An 18422-nucleotide genomic window follows, 5' to 3' on the forward strand; every position below is an offset into this window, starting at 1 on the left:
AGCGGATGCCGATAACCGACGAATTCGCGAATCTTGGAGAGAAACTACCCGCCGCCACCCCCGCCGCTGCAGATAACCCGCGCGCCGCGCCGAATCCGGGTGATCAAACGCCCATGCTGCGGCCGATGATCTCCTTCATGATCTCGGTGGTCCCACCGTAAATGGTCTGCACACGAGCATCGAGATAAGCCCGCGCGACGGGATATTCCCGCATATAGCCATAGCCGCCGTGCAATTGCAGACAGCGGTCGATCAAATGGACCTGTTTCTCGGTCGAATACCATTTCGCCATCGCGGCCTGCTCGGCGGTGAGCTTGCCGTCGAGATGGAGCCGGATGAACCCGTCGACCATCATGCGCACCACGGTCGCCTCGGTCGCCAGCTCGGCCAGCAGGAACCGGCTGTTCTGCTGGCTGCCGATCGGGCGCCCGAATGCCTTGCGCTCCTTGGTGTATTCGAGCGTCGACTCGAGCACCGACTCCATCGCAGTCGCCGCCATCACCGCGATCCCGATCCGCTCCTGCGGAAGGTTCTGCATCAGATAGATGAAGCCCTGGCCCTCCTCGCCGAGGAGATTCTCCGCGGGCACCTTCACGTCGGTGAACGACAGCTCGGCGGTGTCCTGAGCGTCCAGGCCGATCTTGTCGAGTTTGCGGCCGCGCTCGAAGCCATCCATGCCCCGCTCCACGACGAGCAGCGAGAAGCCCAGCGCGCCCTTGTCCGGATCGGTGCAGGCGACCACGATCACCAGGTCGGCGTTGATGCCGTTGGTGATGAAGGTCTTCGCGCCGTTGAGGATGTATTGGTCCCCCTGCTTGACCGCCCGGGTCTTGATCGCCTGCAGGTCGCTACCGGTGCCGGGCTCGGTCATGGCGATCGCCGTGATCAGCTCTCCGCTGCAGAACTTCGGCAGCCAGCGCTGTTTCTGCTCCTCGGTGGTCAGGCGTAGCAGGTAGGGCGCCACGACGTCGTTGTGCAGCGTGTACCCGATGCCGCTGTATCGGCCCGCGGTCGTCTCCTCGGTGACGATCACGTTGTACCGGAAGTCGGGGTTTCCGCCGCCGCCGTACTCCTCCGGCACGGCCATCCCGAGGAAGCCCTGCTTGCCGGCCTCGAGCCAGACGTCGCGATCGACGATCTTGTCTCGTTCCCATTGCTCGTGGTGCGGCGCGACGTGACGCTCGAGGAAGGCGCGATAGGACTCCCGGAAGAGATCGTGCTCGGGCTCGAACAGGGTGCGCTCGTAGTGGACGACTCCGCCCATGACATGACCTCCGCGGTTGGTCTGACAAGTTTCCGGCCAAGGTACCCCATCAACCGGATGGTTGGTCGACGGTGGAGGCACCGGTCACCTCCCCGTCATCGCCCGTGCGGCCCGTTCCGGTGTGAAGTACCGCACCTTTCGTTTGCCGGATATCTCCGACAGGGAACACCCCAGCCATCACCGAACCGAGTGGAGGACATTGATGTCGAACGACAACAAGAACAACAGCGGCCCCGAAGAGGGCATCAAGGGCGTCGTCGAAGGCGTGAAGGGCAAGGCCAAAGAGGTGATCGGTGCCGTCGCCGGTCGCGACGACCTCTACCGCGAGGGCCAGGCGCAACAGGACAAGGCCGACGCGCAGCGCAATGCCGCGCAGAAGGAAGCCGAGGCCGAGAGCGCTCGGGCGGCGGCCAAGACCGCCGAGAAGAAGCAGGAGTCCGAACAGCAGTAATCCGGCTCATCGCGAAAAGCCCCGCACCGTGTGGTGCGGGGCTTTTCGCCTGTCCGGGGTCAGAAGGTCGCGTAGTCGCGCAGGCTGGCCGCCAGCGCGAGGGGCACCCTGGCCTTGATCCGGGTGCCGTCGGCGGTGTGCTCGGTCGCGTCGACCCGGCCGTCGGCGTGCACGCGGTTGACCAGATCACCGCGGTCGTACGGGATCGTCACGTCCACCGCGGTGTCGGTGGGTGTGATCAACTCGGCCATCCGCTGCTGCAACCGCTCCAGGCCGTCACCGGTGCGCGCGGAGACGAACACCGCGTCGGGCAACGCCCCGCGCAGGTGCGCCAGCGTCAGGCCGCCGGCAGCGTCGATCTTGTTGACCACCAGCAACTCCGGGGCACGGCTGCCCGCACGGTCGGCGATCACGTCGTTGACCACTTCGCGAACGGCGTTGATCTGCGCCAGTGGGTTCGCATCGGACCCGTCGACGACGTGCACCAGCAGGTCGGCGTCGACGACCTCCTCCAACGTGGAACGGAACGCCTCCACCAACTGGGTGGGCAGGTGCCGCACGAACCCAACGGTGTCGGTCAGCACGAACGGCCGTCCATCGCTGAATTCGCCTCGCCGCGTTGTCGGTTCGAGGGTGGCGAACAATGCGTTCTCCACCAGGACCCCGGCTCCGGTCAAGGCGTTGAGCAGACTGGACTTACCCGCGTTGGTGTAGCCGACGATGGCGATCGACGGGATCTCGCTGCGCCGCCTGCCGCCGCGCTGCGTGTCGCGGATCTTCTTCATGTCCCTGATGTCCCGGCGCAGCTTGGCCATGCGCTCGCGGATGCGGCGGCGGTCGGTCTCGATCTTCGTCTCGCCGGGACCGCGGGTGCCCACTCCCCCGCCTGCACCACCGGCACGTCCACCGGCCTGCCGCGACATCGACTCGCCCCATCCGCGCAGCCGCGGGAGCATGTACTCCATCTGCGCGAGAGTGACTTGCGCCTTGCCCTCCCGACTTGTCGCATGCTGGGCGAAGATGTCGAGGATCAGCGCGGTGCGGTCGATGACCTTCACCTTCACCGCCTTCTCCAGCGCAGTCAGCTGGGCCGGGCTGAGCTCGCCGTCGCAGATCACGGTGTCGGCGCCGGTGGCGAGCACGATCTCGCGCAGTTCGGCGGCTTTGCCGGAGCCGATGTAGGTCGACGCGTCCGGCTTGTCGCGCCGCTGGATGAGCCCCTCGAACACCTCCGAGCCCGCGGTTTCGGCGAGGGCGGCGAGTTCGGCCAAGCTGGCTTCGGCGTCGGCCGCGCTGCCCTCGGTCCAAACACCCACCAGCACAACGCGTTCCAGGCGCAGCTGGCGGTACTCGACCTCGGAGACGTCGGCGAGTTCGGTCGACAGACCGGCCACGCGGCGCAGCGCCGTGCGGTCTTCGAGCGCCAGTTCACCCGCACTCGGGGTATCGCGGAGGGGATCGGGATACGTCATAGGCGAATAGACATTCGCACGCAGATCACTTTTCATGCACCCCAATTAACGTTGCGCAGCATTCCACCATTCCTCCGCGAGCTCTCCGTGTGCCACCAGCACTGACGGACCACGCAGGAAGCTGGTGGCTTCGGTGACGGAGACGTCGACCTCACCGCCCGGGACGCACACGGTGACGGTGCCGGTCGTGGCACCGGAAAAGGCCAGCGCCGCGACCGCCGCCGCCACGGTGCCCGTGCCGCACGACCGGGTCTCGCCGACGCCGCGCTCGTGCACGCGCATGAACACGCGGTCCTCGATCGGCGCCGTGAGCACCTCGACGTTCACGCCGTCGGGAAACTGCGCGCGGTCGAACGACACCGGTGCTCCGACGTCGAGCGCGGCGAGCTCTTTGTCGGTCATGTCCGGGTCGACGCAGGCCAGGTGCGGATTGCCGACGTCGATCGCCAGCCCCGAGAACGGGCGCCCACCAACGATCGCCTCACCGATGCCGACCCGGTTCGTCTTGCCCATCTCGACCGTCACGTGCGCGTTGGTGGCGTCCCAGTAGTGCAGCGTGACCGGCCGGGGTCCGGCCAGCGAGCCGACGACGAACTGGTCGCGGCTCTCCAACCCGCTGGCGCGCAGATAGTGCGCGAAGACCCGCAAGCCGTTGCCGCACATCTGGGCGATCGATCCGTCGGCGTTGCGGTAGTCCATGTACCAGTCGCCGGGCGACACGCCCTCCGGCAGCCGCCCGAACACCCCCAGCCGCTGCGCGCCCTCGGCGGTGATCACCCGCAGCACGCCGTCGGCGCCCAGCCCCCGGTGCCGGTCGCACAGCGCGGACACGGCGGCAGGCGACAGACTCAGCCGGGCGTCCGGGTCGGGCAGCAGCACGAAGTCGTTCTCCGTGCCGTGACCCTTGGCGAACCTCATTGGCTCAGGATACGTGCCGCCATACCCGCAGCGTCCCGGCGACGAGACCCGGTTCGGCGCCGTTCAGCCAACTGATCCGGTGGTCGCGGCGGAACCAGGATCGTTGCCTGCGCACGTAGCGCCGGGTCCCGACGAACGTCGGTTCACGGGCGGCCGATCCGTCCCCGCCCGCATCGAGGTCGGCGATCACCTGGGCGTAGCCCAGCGCGCGCGACGCGGTGACGCCCTCACGGAGTCCGCGGCCCAGCAACGTGCGTACCTCGCCGACCAGCCCGTCGGCGAACATCGTGTCAGTCCGCTCGGCCACCCGCGCGTCGAGAGTGGTTGTGTGCCAGTCCAGCCCGATGATCGCAGTGTCCCAGCGCGGGGTCCCGATCGCCGGCGACGACGCCGCGAACGGCCGGCCGGTCAGCTCGACCACCTCGAGCGCGCGCACGATGCGCCGGCCGTCGCCGGGCCGGATCGCCGCCGCGGCGGCGGCGTCGACGCGGGCCAGCTCGCCGTGCAGGCCGGCAGCGCCGACCTCGGCAAGGCGCTGCTCCCATCGGGCCCGCACCGCCGGGTCGGTGGCCGGGAACGTCCACTCGTCGAGTAGCGATTGGACGTACATCATCGAGCCGCCGACCACGATCGGCACCGCGCCGCGGGCCATGATCGCCTCCACGTCGGCGGCGGCATCCTGCTGGTAGCGCGCGACGCTGGCGGTCTCGTTCACGTCGAGCACGTCCAGCTGATGGTGCGGGATCCCGCGCCGCTCGTGGACCGGGAGCTTCGCCGTGCCGATGTCCATGCCGCGGTAGAGCTGCATCGCGTCGGCGTTGACGATCTCGACGCCGATCTCGCCGCTCAGCTCTTCGGCGACCGCAAGCGCCAGCGCCGACTTGCCGGTGCCGGTCGGGCCGATGATCGCGATCGGCCGCGTCATGTCCGCCAGACGCCGGCGAAGTAGCCGACGCCGTAGGGCGCGCCGCGGTACAGCTGTGTGGCCGCGCGCGGTGCCTCGGCCAGCCCGGCCAGGACCTGGTAGGCCACCCGGCCGACGACGTCGTCGAGCAGCCGGGTCAGCGCCGCGGCATCGCCGGTGGCGAGCGCATCGTCGAGCGCGTCCTGCCGGGGCGCCGCATCGGGGTTGTATCCGCCCGGCGCGGTATCACTCAACGTGTGCAGGCCGTCGGCGACGACGAGCGCGCCCACCTCGCCGCCCGCCCCGTCGATCTCGGCGCGCAGCGCTCGGCCGCGGGCCAGCGCGGTGTCGACGTCGTGCGCGTCGGCGTAGACCCGCATTTCCGCGTCGGCCCCGGGCGTCGCCTCGCCGCGTACCCATCCGGCGATCAGCGCGCACAGCGGCAGCGGCGCCGGTGGGTCGTCGGCACCGGGCGACAGCGCGACGCGCACGTCGACGCCGTAGCCGGCGAACGTACCGACGGCTCGCGGACCGATCACCGCATCGGAGACACCGGCGCCGATGCCGATCCAGCGCATCGGCAGTTCTCCGGCCGCCGAGATCACTGCCGTGCGCAGGTCAGCCAGCTCCGCGGCGGCGCCGGATGACAATTCAGGCACCATGACCGGCGCCGAGGGGATTATGGCGATGGCGCTCAGCACATCGACCACGCTAATGCGGTGCGACGGCCTCGTCGGCGGAGGCCGCCTGGCCGCGCGCCAGCGCCGCGGTGGCGACGACCATGACGGCCACGGCGGCGACCAGCGTCACCCAACCCGCCTCCCCCGGCCGCAGCGCCTCGCCGAGCAGGAAGACGCCAAGCACAGAAGCCACCACGGGTTCGGTCACGGTCATGGTCGGCAGCGAGGCGGTCAGCGCCCCGGACCGGAACGACGCCTGCTGCCACGCGGTGCCCCCGACGGCGACCAGCGCCCACACGTACAGTTCCGGCGTTCGCAGCAGCGCCCAGAGGCCGTCGTCGAGTCGGTCCACCACCCCCTTCGTCAGCACTGCGAAGACGCCCCAGAGCGCACCGGACACCAGGGCCAGCAACACTGCGCTCGCCGGCCCGCGCAGCATTTTGGCGCCCACCACGCACAGCACCAGTGCCGGTCCGAGCACCAGGATCACCACGGTCCACGTCTCCAGCGAGGCCCGCGCCTGGCCGGCCGTGGGGTTGCCGACGGTCACGATGACGGCGACCGACACGGCGAGCAGCACGGCCCATACCCATTCCCAGCGCGTCACCCGCCGCCGCGACACCCGCGCGTTGATGGGCAGCGCGAACAGCAGCGACGTCACCAGCAGCGCCTGCACCAGCAGAACCGAGCCGAGACCCAGTGCGGCGGCCTGGAACACGAACCCGACCGCAGCGACGAGGCTGCCGATCCACCACTGCCGGTCCCTGAGCAGACGGGTGAACAGGGCGATATGGCTGACCGGTTCGGCGGTCACCTCGTGGGCCTGACGTTGGTGGATGACGTCGCCGAACGCGATGAACAGCGCGGCGCCGAGCGCGAGCAGGGCCGCGAGATCTGCCCGGGCCATCGCGGTCCTCCCCTCGTCGTCCGGCAAGAGCCTAAGCAGGTCATCGCGAAAGGCGTGCGCACACACGGCGACGACCTGTTTCAATAGCGTTCGACAGCGATCAGGCGCCGCGTCGCGCGGCAGGTGCGCGGATCCGCGCGCGGAGGGCACGAGGTACGACAAATGACGACCAGCGAGCCGGGAGGGCAGTCTCCCCCGCCCAAACCCGCCCCGCGGCCAGGACCGCCGCGTCCCGTGCCCCGGCCCGGCCGGCCCGCTCCGGTCGTCGCCGCGTTACCGTCCAGCGATCCGCACCGGTTCGGGCGCGTCGACGCCGACGGCACCGTGTGGCTGATCACCGGTTCGGGTGAGCGGGTCATCGGCTCGTGGCAGGCCGGCGACACCGAGGCGGCGTTCGCCCACTTCGGCAGGCGCTTCGACGACCTGCACACCGAGGTGGTGCTGATGGAGAGCCGCCTGGAGTCCGGCACCGGCGACGCCCGCAAGATCAAGTCCGCGGCCCAGGCCCTTGCCGACACCTTGCCGGATGCGCACGTGCTCGGCGACGTCGACGCGCTGGCCGCGCGCCTGCAGGTGATCATCAACCACGCCGACGAGACCGCCCAGGCCGAGAAGGCCAGGCGCGAGGAACACCGGGCCGCGCAGACCGCGCGCAAGGAGGCGCTGGCCGCCGAGGCCGAGGACTTGGCGGCCAATTCCACGCAATGGAAGGCCGCAGGCGACCGGTTGCGCGAGATCCTCGACGAATGGCGCACCATCACCGGCCTGGACCGCAGGACCGACGACGCCCTGTGGAAGCGGTACTCGGCGGCGCGAGAGCAGTTCAACCGAAGGCGCGGTTCGCATTTCGCCGAGCTCGACCGGGAACGGGTGGGCGCCCGGCAGGCCAAGGAGGCGTTGTGTGAGCGCGCCGAGGCGCTGGCGGACTCGACGGATTGGGGACCGACGGCTGCGGCATTCCGCGAGTTGCTCAACGAATGGAAGGCCGCAGGCCGGGCGGCCAAGGACGTCGACGACGCGCTGTGGCAGCGCTTCAAGGGCGCCCAGGACAAGTTCTTCTCGGCCCGAAACGCCGTCACCGCCGAACGCGATGCCGAGTTCCGGGCCAACGCCGAGGCCAAAGAGAGGCTGCTGGCCGAGGCGGAGAAGATCGACACCTCCGACCTCGACGCGGCGCGCGTCGCCCTGCGGGCGATCGGCGAGAAGTGGGACGCCATCGGCAAAGTTCCCCGCGAGCGGGGCGCGGAGTTGGAGCGCCGACTGCGGGTGATCGAGAGGAAGATCCGCGAGGCTCCCACCCACGGTGTGGATCCCGAAGCCCAGGCCCGCGCCGACCAGTTCCGCGTGCGGGCGGAGCAGTACGAGCGCCAGGCCGAGAAGGCTGCGGCGGCCGGTCGGGACAAGGACGCCGCCGAGGCCAGGGCCAACGCCGCGCAATGGCGACAGTGGGCCGACGCGGCCGCCCAAGCACTGGGCAAGGGTCGCTAGCAGTTGTCGTTGACTCTGCGGCCACGGCGCGCAGCCCCGCGCTTCTGCGCCCTGAGCGCAGAGTCAGCGGATCAGCTTTCCGTCGAACCGTCGTCGTCGAGACCGTCGAGCAGGCCCTTCTTGTTCCGCTTCGCGACCGCGCGTTTGCGCTCCTCCTCGGCGGCCAACTGCAACGCCGTGCGCGCCCACACTGCGCGCGCCCAGTGGAAGGTCACCACGGCGATGGCGATCCAGGCGAGGATGAGGCCCAGGCCGGGTCCCGGGTACTGCTCGGCCGCGGTTTGACGGGACCACACGGCCAGCAAACCCAGCAGCGTCGCCACCGTCGACCCGGCCAGGGCGATCCACGCCAGCGCCCACCGCCGGGTCAGCAACGCCAACATGGAGAAGCCGACGCCGAAAACCAATACGAGCCACATGAATACGCGCGAGGGCAGGGTTATGCCGGCCGCGGAGGCGGCGTCACTGCCGATGAGCACGTCCAGGCCGCGCGCGGCGCCGCTGTGCGGCAGCACGAACGACACCAGCAGGACGAACACGCCGATGGCGATCACCAGGGCGCGTGCGCCCGGGTCGATCTCGCCGGCCACGCGGCGTTCGGCGGCCTCGATGTCACCCTTGAAGTCGTCGAATCCGTTGTCGGGAACGCTCATCGGCAGCACTCGCTCGATGTGGAGGTCTGGGCGGGCGCTCCGATGCCGGGCATCCCGAGGCCGACACCCGTGCGAGGCCGGCGGCCGGCGGCGTGTGCGTCGCCGGCGCGTGTGCGCCGATGCGACTGAACCCCGGAGTCGGCGATCAGGTGGTGCGGTGCGGCGGTCGTGACGGTGGCGGTGACGATGTCGCCGGGGCGGATGTCGAGCCTCGCCGGGTCGAAGTGCACCAGCCTGCCGTCGCGGGCACGGCCCGACATGCGTGCGGTGCTGGCATCCTTGCGGCCTTCCCCGGCGGCGACGAGCACCTCGACGACGCGGCCGATCTGTGCGCGGTTCTCCTCAAGAGAGATCCGTTCCTGCAACTCGATGAGGCGCTGATAACGCTCGGCGACAACGGCTTTGGGCACCTGGTCGGCCAGCTCGGCGGCCGGTGTGCCGGGCCGCTTCGAGTACTGGAAGGTGAAGGCACTCGCGAATCGCGCCCGTTCCACCACGTCGAGTGTGGCCTGGAAGTCGTCCTCGGTCTCACCCGGGAACCCGACGATGAGGTCGGTGGTGATCGCCGCGTGCGGAATGGCGGCGCGCACGCGGTCGATGATGCCCAGGTAGCGTTCGGCGCGGTAGGACCGGCGCATCGCGCGCAGGATGCGGTCGGACCCGGACTGCAGCGGCATGTGCAGTGTTGGGCACACATTCGGCGTCTCGGCCATCGCCTCGATGACGTCGTCGGTGAACTCGGCCGGATGCGGTGAGGTGAAGCGCACCCGCTCCAGGCCGTCGATGCGCCCGCAGTCACCGAGCAGCTTGGCGAAGGCGCCGCGGTCGCGGGGTTGGGACGGGTCGGCGAACGAGACCCCGTACGCGTTGACGTTCTGGCCGAGCAGCGTGACCTCCACCACACCCTGGTCCACCAGCGACCGCACCTCGGCCAGCACGTCGGCCGGACTGCGGTCGACCTCCTTGCCGCGCAGCGCGGGCACGATGCAGAACGTGCACGTGTTGTTGCAGCCGACGGAGACGGATACCCAAGCCGCGTAGGCTGATTCGCGCGCCGCCGGCAACGCCGACGGAAATTCCTGCAGCGCCTCGACGATCTCGACCTGCGCCGCCCGGTTGTGACGGGCGCGGTCCAGCAGCGCGGGCAACGCGCCGATGTTGTGGGTACCGAACACTACGTCGACCCACGGCGCACGGCGTAGCACCGCATCGCGGTCCTTCTGCGCCAGGCACCCGCCGACGGCGATCTGCATGTCGGGGTCAGTCTGCTTGCGCGGGGCGAGGTGGCTCAGATTGCCGTAGAGCTTGTTGTCGGCGTTCTCCCGTACCGCGCAGGTGTTGAACACCACGACGTCGGCGTCCTCGCCGTCACCGGCCTTGAGGTAGCCGGCGGCCTCCAGCAACCCTGCGAGCCGCTCGGAGTCGTGCACATTCATCTGGCAGCCATAGGTGCGGACCTGATAGGTGCGACGAGGCGGGCGAACGCGCGTCGATGAGCGCTCGCGCGAAGTGCAGAGATCGGCTTCTGCATCCGCGGTTCGGGCCACCATCGACGTCACGCGCACCATCGTACGGACGGTGTGGGCAGGCGATCCGGGCGGATTGGCGAGTTCCGGGCACTCCGGTCGTTGTCTGGGTAAGGTCTCACGCCATGGAGACCACCGGGTCGGAGACAGGACAGGTCCATCCGACTCAGTCGACGGCGCCCATGATCTCGATGCAGGCGGTCAACAAACACTTCGGCAGCCTCCATGTCCTCAAGGACATCGACCTCGAAGTCGATCGCGGTCAGGTGATCGTCGTGCTGGGCCCGTCGGGGTCGGGCAAGTCGACGTTGTGCCGCACGATCAATCGGCTCGAAACCATCGACTCGGGGACCATCGCGATCGACGGGGAGGTGCTGCCCGCCGAGGGTAAGAAGCTGGCACAGTTGCGCTCCGATGTCGGCATGGTGTTCCAGTCCTTCAACCTCTTCGCGCACAAGACGATCCTGGACAACGTGACGCTGGCGCCGATGAAGGTGCGCAAGTTGTCCAAGCAGCAGGCGCGCGAAGCCGCGATGGCGCTGCTGGACCGCGTCGGCGTGGCCAACCAGGCCGACAAATACCCGGCTCAGCTGTCCGGTGGCCAGCAACAGCGGGTCGCCATCGCCAGGTCGCTGGCGATGAACCCGAAAGTGATGCTGTTCGACGAGCCGACCAGCGCGCTGGATCCCGAGATGATCAACGAGGTGCTCAACGTGATGACCTCGTTGGCCAAGGAGGGGATGACCATGTTGGTCGTGACACACGAGATGGGATTCGCCCGCGGCGCCGCCGACCGGGTGGTGTTCATGGCCGACGGGGCGATCGTCGAATCGGCCGAACCGACCGAGTTCTTCACCAATCCGAAGTCCGAGCGGGCCAAGGACTTTCTCGGCAAGATCCTGCACCACTGAGAGTCGAAAGGAACGACACATGTCAGCTCTTTGCAGGCGCGTCATCGGAGCGATCGCGCTCGCCGTCGCGCTGCCGTTGGCGGTGACCGCATGCGGTGGTGACAGCGGTGGCGGCGACTCCATCGTCGTCGGTACCAAGTTCGATCAGCCCGGACTGGGTCTGCGAAACCCCGACGGCACGATGAGCGGGTTCGACGTCGACGTCGCGAAATACGTGGCCAAGGAACTGGGCTACAGCGAGGACCAGATCGAGTGGAAGGAGGCGCCGTCCGCGCAACGCGAGACCCTGATTCAGAACGACCAGGTCGAGTTCGTCGCCGCCACATACTCCATCACCGATTCCCGCAAGGAGAAGGTGTCGTTCGCGGGCCCGTACCTGATCACCGGTCAGAGCCTGCTGGTGCGCGAGGACAACACCGACATCACCGGTGAGGCGTCACTGCAGAACAACAAGAAGCTCTGCTCGGTGACGGGATCGACGCCGGCGCAGCGCATCAAGGACAAGTACCCGGGTGTGCAGCTGCAGCAGTACGACACCTATTCGGCGTGCATCGAGGCGTTGCGGAACGGCGCCATCGACGCGGTCACCACCGACGAGGTCATCCTGGCCGGCTATGCCGCCCAGACACCTGGTGAGTTCAAGCTCGTCGGCGGCACGTTCTCCGAGGAGCGCTACGGCATCGGCCTGAAGAAGGGCGACACCGAGCTGCAGACCAAGATCAACGACGCGCTCGTGAAGATGGAGCAGGAGGGCGCGTGGAAGGAGGCTTGGGACAAGAACCTCGGCCCGGCCGGCCTTCCGGCTCCCCGGCCACCGAAGATCGACCAGACCTAGGCCGTCGCCGCGGACGTGGAACTGTTCGATGACAATCCCGGCCTCGTCGGCCAGCTACTCGAGGCGTTCTGGACGACGATCCAGCTGACGGTCTTCTCCGCCATCGGAGCGCTGATTCTCGGCACGGTGCTTGCCGCTATGCGACTGTCGCCGGTGCCGGTGCTCAGCTGGCTCGGGACCGCCTACGTCAACGTCATCCGGAACACCCCGCTGACGCTGATCATCTTGTTCTGTTCGTTCGGCATCTCGCAAACGCTTGGGATCACGCTCGTCGACCCGGATTCGCTGACCTCGATCGAGGACAGCAACTTCCGGCTCGCCGTGCTCGGACTGACGGTCTACACCGCTTCGTTCGTCTGTGAGACGGTGCGCTCGGGGGTCAACACGGTGCCCCTCGGCCAGGCCGAGGCGGCGCGATCACTCGGCCTGACGTTCGCCCAGAACCTGCGAATGATCCTGCTGCCGCAGGCGTTTCGGTCGGTGATCATCCCGCTGGGCTCGGTGTTGATCGCGCTGACCAAGAACACGACGATCGCCTCGGCCATCGGGGTGGCCGAGGCGGCGTTGTGGATGAAGGAGACCATCGAGAACACTGCGGCGCTGTTCACCATCAGCGTCGTCATCGCGGTCGGCTTCGTGATCCTCACGCTTCCGCTCGGGTTGTTCATGGGTTGGCTGGGCAAGCGGTTGGCGGTGGCCCGGTGACGAGCGCTTGCGCGAGGAACAGACAACAGGTGACGAGCGCTTGCGCGTGGGGGCACCTCCCGCCCGAAGGGCAGGGGGAGAACAGACAACAGGTGACGAGCGCTTGCGCGAGGAGTGCGGCGTCATGAGCGGTTCGGTTCTCTTCGACGCGCCCGGTCCCCGAGCGCGGGTGCGCAATGGGATGGCCACCGCGCTGACCGTCGTCGTGATCGCCGCGGTGGCATGGTGGGTCTATTCCGCCCTCGACGCCAGGGGCCAGTTCGACGCCGCGAAGTGGGAGCCGTTCCTGACGGCCAACCTGTGGCAGACCTATCTGCTGCCGGGCATCCGGGGCACGTTGACAGCGGCTGCGGTGTCGATCGTCCTGGCGTTGATGCTGGGTTTCGCGTTGGGTGTCGGCAGGCTCTCGGCACTCCCGCTGATCCGCTGGCCCTGCGCGGTGTTCGTCGAGTTCTTCCGCGCCGTGCCGGTGCTGGTCATGATGATCTTCGCCTACGGCCTGTATGCGCTCTACGACGTCTTCCCCGGCAAGTATCTGGCGCTGGCCGGCGTGATCACGGGACTGACCCTTTACAACGGCGCGGTCATCGCCGAAATCGTGCGGGCCGGCGTGCACGCGTTGCCCCGCGGCCAGTCCGAAGCCGCCATGGCGCTGGGAATGCGTTCGAATCAGACCATGCGGTCCATCCTGCTGCCACAGGCGATCACCTCGATGCTGCCGGTGCTGATCTCGCAACTGGTCGTTGTGCTCAAGGACACCGCGATCGGCTACCAGATCACGTTCCTCGAAACGGTGCGCCAGGGCACCAATGTCGGCGCGGCCTACAGCAATTACATCCCGGCGCTGATCGTGGTCGCGCTGCTGATGATCAGCGTCAACTTTGCGTTGTCGTGGCTTGCCACCAGGGTCGAGGCGCGAATGCGGCGGTCCCGCCGCGGCCCTGCGCCCCTCGAGGGCGAGGTCGAACAGGAAGGGGCACCGGGCGCCCGTGCGGTGTAGTCGCAGCGGGCGACCATGCGGCTATACCCGTCGGCGCTCGCGCTCGGCGGCCATCGCGACCTTGACGACGTCGAACGCCATGGACTCGGGGTATCCGCGCCGGGCCAGCATGCCGACCAGCCGACGGGTCACCTTCATGTCGTCACCGTCGTCGAGTTTGTGGCGGCGCAGACGCTCGGCGACCAGTTGTTCGGCCCGTGACCGCTCGGCGTCGGCGTCGACGTCCGCCAATGCCGCGGTGATCACGTCCTTGTCCACGCCCTTGGTTCGCAGCTCGGCGGCTAACGCACGCTTGCCTTTTCCGGCATTCGCCTGACGCGAGCGGACCCACTGCTCGGCGAAGTCGGCGTCGTCGACGAGACCCACCTTGGTGAGCCGGTCCAGCACCCGGGAGCTGACGTCGTCCGGGTAGCCGCGCCTGGCCAGCTGACCCTCCAACTCCGCACGCGTGCGGGCCCTCGCGGTGAGCAGGCGCAGACAGAGGTTATGCGCCTGCTCCTCGCGAGAGACCTCAGAAGTCGACGGGGGCGGGCAGGGGCTCGACACTGTCGGACTCGTCGGTCAGCACGGCACCGATGCCGAGCTTTTCCTTGATCTTCTTCTCGATCTCGTTGGCCACGTCGACGTTCTCGATCAGGAACTTACGGGCGTTCTCCTTGCCCTGGCCCAGTTGCTCACCCTCGTAGGTGAACCACGACCCGGACTTGCGCACGAAGCCCTGCTCGATGCCCATGTCGATCAGTGAGCCCTCCTTGGAGATGCCCTTGCCGTAGAGGATGTCGAATTCGGCCTGCTTGAACGGAGGCGAAACCTTGTTCTTGACGACCTTGACCCGGGTCCGGTTGCCGACCGCATCAGTGCCGTCTTTCAGCGTTTCAATTCTTCTGACGTCCATGCGGACTGAGGCGTAGAACTTCAAAGCCTTTCCGCCCGTTGTCGTCTCAGGGCTGCCAAAAAAGACGCCGATCTTCTCGCGGAGCTGGTTGATGAAGATGGCGGTGGTGCCCGAGTTACTCAGCGCGCCGGTGATCTTGCGCAGTGCCTGACTCATCAGCCGGGCCTGCAGGCCGACGTGACTGTCACCCATCTCGCCTTCGATCTCGGCACGCGGTACCAGCGCCGCCACCGAGTCGATGACCAGGATGTCCAGCGCACCGGACCGGATCAGCATGTCGGCGATCTCCAACGCCTGCTCACCGGTGTCGGGCTGGCTCACCAGCAGCGCATCGGTGTCCACGCCCAGCTTCTTGGCGTACTCCGGATCGAGCGCGTGCTCGGCGTCGATGAACGCCGCGATGCCACCGGCGGCCTGGGCGTTGGCCACCGCGTGCAGGGCGACCGTGGTCTTCCCCGAGGATTCCGGGCCGTAGATCTCGATGATGCGTCCACGCGGCAGCCCGCCGAGGCCCAGCGCCACATCCAGGGCGATGGACCCGGTCGGGATGACCGAGATCGGCTGGCGAACCTCTTCGCCGAGCCGCATCACCGACCCTTTGCCGTGACTCTTCTCAATCTGCGCGAGAGCCAGCTCGAGGGCCTTCTCGCGGTCGGGTGCCTGCGCCATGGTGATCTCCGTCCTGGATGGTCTAGCTGTTCGGTGATCGGTGTCGATCAATTGGCCGTGACGCTAGAGGCAGCCACCGACAAGTCGCCTTGACCAGCATCTAGCCGTCGAACATCACCCACAGTAGCGAACGTGTGTTCGATGGCAAGGAGGCGCGCCGCAGGCGTGTCACTCCGCTGCCGGCCGCCAGAGCTCATCGGTCGTGGCCGCGCCGCCGGGCAGCTCGACCAGCTCGATCGGGGTGTCGTCGGGGTCGTAGACGAACATCATCCGCACGCCGCCGATCTCCACCGGCGGCAGGCACCGCACGCCGTCGAACGCCTGCAACTGCCGGTGCGCCGCGTCGACGTCGGCCACCCGCAGGGAGATGTTGGTGTACCCGATGTGCGGGCCCTCGGCATACCGCGGGACATCGCCGAGCGCCAGCAGCTCGACCATCATGCCGCCGATCAGGCCCCCGACCATGCGTCCGCTCTCCCCCGCACGCCCGGTCACTGCCGACAGGCTTGCCCCGTCGAGCGCCACGTCGAAGACGACGTCCATACCGAGCACTTCCCGGTAGAACCGCAGCGACCTGTCGATCTCAGACACCCCGACGCAGACATGGGAGAAGTTCTCGATACGGATCGGCCCTGGCTCGGTCATCAGACCTCCTCCCCAGCGAGTGTGCCGCAGCAGGCCCGGCCCGACGGCGAGATCGTCCGTCTCATGACGCACGTCGTTTCCGCGTCTATGGTGAAGACATCCCCAGAGGACGGGCTTCGCGTGCACGAAATGGCGATAACACAGAGTGTTGTCGACGCGGTGTGTGAGCACGCCGCGGGACGCCGGGTGCACAGCGTCAAGCTCGAAGTCGGGGCGCTGTGCGCGGTAGTGCCCGACTCCATGCTGTTCTGCTTCGAGCTGGCCACCGCGGGCACCGTCGCCGACGGCGCGCAGCTGCAACTCAATGTCGAACCGGGCGCGGCCCGATGCCGCACCTGCGGTGAGAACTTCGTGTTGCCCGACTTGATCTTGTTGTGCCCGTGCGGAAGTGCCGATGTGGAGGTCGTCGCCGGGCGCGACCTACGGATTCTTTCGATGGAAGTGAGCTGACCATGTGTGCCACCTGCGGCTGCGACGGCGACGGCGACGCGACGACTATCACCGCGCCCGGACCTGGACATGAGCACACACCCGACCACGTCCACGGCCATGTCCACGACCACGTCCACACCCACGACGACGACCACACCCACGACCACGACCACGACCACGACCACGAAGGGCACGTTCACACCGAGACGGTCACGCTCGAGCAGAAAGTACTCGCGAAGAACGACGAACTCGCTGAGCAGAATCGTCGCTGGTTCGCCGAACGCGGCATTCTTGCACTGAACCTCACCAGCTCGCCGGGCGCCGGCAAGACGACGCTGCTCGAGCGCACCATCCGTGACCTCAGCCACGATCGCCCGGTGGCGGTGATCGAGGGGGACCAGGAGACCCTGCTCGACGCCGAACGCATCAGGGCGGCGGGGGCCCGCGCCATTCAGGTCAACACGGGCGCGGGCTGTCATCTGGATGCGACCATGGTGCGCCGGGCGCTCGATGCCCTCAATCCTGAGTCCGACTCGACGCTGTTCATCGAGAATGTCGGCAATCTCGTATGTCCGGCCTTGTTCGATCTCGGCGAGCGCAGCAAAGTCGTCGTCATTTCCGTCACCGAGGGTGACGACAAACCGCTGAAGTATCCGCACATGTTCGCCGCGGCCGGGCTGGTGATCGTCAACAAGATCGATCTGCTGCCGTACGTAAGCTTCGATCTCGACAAATGTCGAGACGACCTGCGGTCGCTGAACCCCGACGCAGATGTTTTGCCGATGTCGGCGTTGTCGGGTGAGGGTAGCTCGCGTTGGTACGAATGGGTTGCGAATCGCGCAAACGCATGAATGTTCGAACCACCGTTGACAAGGCATAGCGCCCGGAGTAGACCGGGAAATAGCGCCGAGTGATCTGCGCCACAATGAGAATTGACGTTGGGAGCAATAGCCCGGCTCCCGGTCGTGAGGGCCCCAGCCCGGCCCCCAGAAAGCTGTGACCCATGCCAACTGAGGCAGCAGTCAAAGCAGAAGAGGCCTTGATACACGTTCTGTGGATCAACGCCGGATTGAGTTGTGATGGCGATTCCGTGGCGTTGACTGCCGCCACCCAACCCAGCATCGAGGAGATCGCCCTTGGCGCACTTCCCGGTCTACCCAAGATCGCCGTCCATTGGCCCCTGATCGATTTCGAGTGCGGACCGAACGGGGGCGCCGACGATTTCCTCGAATGGTTTTTCAAAGCCGACCGAGGTGAGCTGGAACCGTTCGTTCTGGTCGTCGAGGGGTCGATCCCGAACGAGAAGATCAAGGACGAAGGGTACTGGTGCGGGTTCGGCAACGACCCCGCCACCGGACAACCCATGACGACCAGCGAATGGCTGGACCGGTTGGCGCCCAAGGCCACTGCGATCGTTGCCGTCGGAACCTGTGCCACCTACGGGGGCATTCACGCGATGGCAGGCAACCCGACCGGAGCCATGGGGGTGCCCGACTATCTCGGCTGGGAGTGGAAGAGCAAAGCAGGCATTCCGATCGTCTGCGTGCCCGGCTGCCCGATTCATCCGGACAACCTCTCCGAGACATTGACCTACCTGCTCTACATGGCGACCGACCAGGCCCCGATGATTCCGCTCGACGACGCATTGCGTCCCCAGTGGCTGTTCGGCGCAACCGTGCACGAGGGTTGCGACCGAGCCGGTTACTACGAGCAGGGCGATTTCGCCACCGAGTACGGTTCGCCGAAATGCATTGTGAAGCTGGGCTGCTGGGGCCCGGTAGTCAAGTGCAACGTGCCCAAGCGCGGCTGGATCAACGGCATCGGCGGATGTCCCAACGTCGGCGGGATCTGCATTGGTTGCACGATGCCCGGTTTCCCGGACAAGTTCATGCCGTTCATGGACGAACCTCCCGGCGGCAAGGTCTCCACGACCGCATCGGGTTTGTACGGGTCGGTCATCAAGAGCCTGCGCAAGGTCACGGGTCGGACCGTCGACAAAGAACCCAAGTGGCGCCATCCCGGCACGCAACTGACGACTGGAGCGACTCGCACCTGGTAGGTGCGTTC

The 18422-nt window shown here is 67.5% G+C and carries 20 protein-coding genes; 9 read left to right on the top strand and 11 right to left on the bottom strand.

Features of this window, described 5'->3' with window-relative positions; all coding sequences use genetic code 11:
- Window positions 1–103: 103 nt before the first annotated feature.
- A complete protein-coding gene (locus K3G64_RS23305; RefSeq protein ID WP_238887683.1) occupies window positions 104–1264 on the bottom strand; it encodes an acyl-CoA dehydrogenase family protein in 1161 nt (386 codons plus the stop codon).
- 202 nt (window positions 1265–1466) lie between these two features.
- Here K3G64_RS23305 and mbp1 point away from each other — a divergent pair, with 202 nt between their 5' ends.
- Window positions 1467–1715, top strand: coding sequence for a microaggregate-binding protein 1 (mbp1, locus tag K3G64_RS23310; protein WP_238887685.1), 249 nt, complete (start codon window positions 1467–1469; stop codon window positions 1713–1715).
- Window positions 1716–1774: 59 nt separating this feature from the next.
- On the opposite strand, the gene hflX is transcribed toward mbp1, so the two are convergent.
- From hflX to K3G64_RS23335, 5 genes are read right to left on the bottom strand one after another with little or no spacing between them, the layout of a single operon-like run.
- Window positions 1775–3187, bottom strand: a complete 1413-nt coding sequence (hflX, locus tag K3G64_RS23315) for a GTPase HflX (protein ID WP_238887687.1) — start codon at window positions 3185–3187, stop codon at window positions 1775–1777.
- 45 nt (window positions 3188–3232) lie between these two features.
- Complete coding sequence (gene dapF / locus K3G64_RS23320) at window positions 3233–4105, bottom strand: diaminopimelate epimerase (protein ID WP_238887689.1); 873 nt, start codon at window positions 4103–4105, stop codon at window positions 3233–3235.
- Between the two features lie 4 nt (window positions 4106–4109).
- A complete protein-coding gene (gene miaA / locus K3G64_RS23325; protein ID WP_238887690.1) occupies window positions 4110–5030 on the bottom strand; it encodes a tRNA (adenosine(37)-N6)-dimethylallyltransferase MiaA in 921 nt (306 codons plus the stop codon).
- Entirely contained in the window at window positions 5027–5710 is a 684-nt protein-coding gene (locus K3G64_RS23330) for a hypothetical protein (RefSeq protein WP_238887692.1), read from the bottom strand. The genes miaA and K3G64_RS23330 overlap by 4 nt, the downstream gene beginning before the upstream one ends.
- A 10-nt stretch (window positions 5711–5720) precedes the next feature.
- Complete coding sequence (locus K3G64_RS23335; RefSeq protein WP_238887693.1) at window positions 5721–6596, bottom strand: DMT family transporter; 876 nt, start codon at window positions 6594–6596, stop codon at window positions 5721–5723.
- Window positions 6597–6758: 162 nt separating this feature from the next.
- On the opposite strand from K3G64_RS23335, the gene K3G64_RS23340 reads away from it, so the two are divergent.
- Window positions 6759–8084: a DUF349 domain-containing protein gene (locus K3G64_RS23340; RefSeq protein ID WP_238887695.1), complete on the top strand. Its 1326-nt coding sequence runs from the start codon at window positions 6759–6761 to the stop codon at window positions 8082–8084.
- A 71-nt stretch (window positions 8085–8155) separates the two neighbouring features.
- Here K3G64_RS23340 and K3G64_RS23345 read toward each other — a convergent pair whose 3' ends face one another.
- Window positions 8156–8737, bottom strand: coding sequence for an Rv2732c family membrane protein (locus K3G64_RS23345; RefSeq protein WP_238887696.1), 582 nt, complete (start codon window positions 8735–8737; stop codon window positions 8156–8158).
- Window positions 8734–10173 (bottom strand): tRNA (N6-isopentenyl adenosine(37)-C2)-methylthiotransferase MiaB, encoded by a 1440-nt coding sequence (gene miaB, locus K3G64_RS23350; RefSeq protein WP_238887698.1) that lies wholly within the window; start codon window positions 10171–10173, stop codon window positions 8734–8736. Before miaB ends, K3G64_RS23345 begins: the two co-directional genes overlap by 4 nt.
- A 272-nt stretch (window positions 10174–10445) precedes the next feature.
- On the opposite strand from miaB, the gene K3G64_RS23355 reads away from it, so the two are divergent.
- The 4 genes from K3G64_RS23355 (at window position 10446) to K3G64_RS23370 (ending at window position 13714) form a co-directional block, all read left to right on the top strand.
- Window positions 10446–11174, top strand: a complete 729-nt coding sequence (locus K3G64_RS23355; RefSeq protein ID WP_238950958.1) for an amino acid ABC transporter ATP-binding protein — start codon at window positions 10446–10448, stop codon at window positions 11172–11174.
- Between the two features lie 19 nt (window positions 11175–11193).
- Window positions 11194–12009, top strand: coding sequence for a glutamate ABC transporter substrate-binding protein (locus K3G64_RS23360; protein WP_238887700.1), 816 nt, complete (start codon window positions 11194–11196; stop codon window positions 12007–12009).
- Window positions 12010–12030: 21 nt separating this feature from the next.
- Window positions 12031–12714, top strand: coding sequence for an amino acid ABC transporter permease (locus K3G64_RS23365; RefSeq protein WP_238950960.1), 684 nt, complete (start codon window positions 12031–12033; stop codon window positions 12712–12714).
- A gap of 124 nt (window positions 12715–12838) precedes the next feature.
- Complete coding sequence (locus tag K3G64_RS23370; protein ID WP_238887702.1) at window positions 12839–13714, top strand: amino acid ABC transporter permease; 876 nt, start codon at window positions 12839–12841, stop codon at window positions 13712–13714.
- A 21-nt stretch (window positions 13715–13735) separates the two neighbouring features.
- Here the strand turns inward: K3G64_RS23370 and recX are convergent, their stop codons facing one another.
- From recX to K3G64_RS23385, 3 genes are all read right to left on the bottom strand, one after another.
- Window positions 13736–14260, bottom strand: a complete 525-nt coding sequence (gene recX, locus K3G64_RS23375; RefSeq protein ID WP_238887703.1) for a recombination regulator RecX — start codon at window positions 14258–14260, stop codon at window positions 13736–13738.
- Window positions 14226–15278, bottom strand: coding sequence for a recombinase RecA (gene recA, locus K3G64_RS23380; RefSeq protein ID WP_238887705.1), 1053 nt, complete (start codon window positions 15276–15278; stop codon window positions 14226–14228). The genes recX and recA overlap by 35 nt, the downstream gene beginning before the upstream one ends.
- Window positions 15279–15446: 168 nt before the next feature.
- Window positions 15447–15923 carry a VOC family protein gene (locus K3G64_RS23385; protein WP_238887706.1) on the bottom strand — a complete coding sequence of 159 codons (477 nt, stop codon included), beginning with the start codon at window positions 15921–15923 and terminating at the stop codon, window positions 15447–15449.
- Between the two features lie 120 nt (window positions 15924–16043).
- Here K3G64_RS23385 and K3G64_RS23390 point away from each other — a divergent pair, with 120 nt between their 5' ends.
- From K3G64_RS23390 to K3G64_RS23400, 3 genes are all read left to right on the top strand, one after another.
- Window positions 16044–16373 (top strand): hydrogenase maturation nickel metallochaperone HypA/HybF, encoded by a 330-nt coding sequence (locus tag K3G64_RS23390; RefSeq protein WP_238950961.1) that lies wholly within the window; start codon window positions 16044–16046, stop codon window positions 16371–16373.
- 2 nt (window positions 16374–16375) lie between these two features.
- Window positions 16376–17206 carry a hydrogenase nickel incorporation protein HypB gene (hypB, locus tag K3G64_RS23395; protein WP_238887708.1) on the top strand — a complete coding sequence of 277 codons (831 nt, stop codon included), beginning with the start codon at window positions 16376–16378 and terminating at the stop codon, window positions 17204–17206.
- Between the two features lie 152 nt (window positions 17207–17358).
- Window positions 17359–18414, top strand: a complete 1056-nt coding sequence (locus tag K3G64_RS23400; protein WP_238887710.1) for a hydrogenase expression protein HypE — start codon at window positions 17359–17361, stop codon at window positions 18412–18414.
- The last annotated feature ends 8 nt before the right edge of the window (window positions 18415–18422 follow it).

Source organism: Mycobacterium sp. IDR2000157661 (genome assembly GCF_022317005.1).
Classification (GTDB): Bacteria; Actinomycetota; Actinomycetes; order Mycobacteriales; family Mycobacteriaceae; genus Mycobacterium.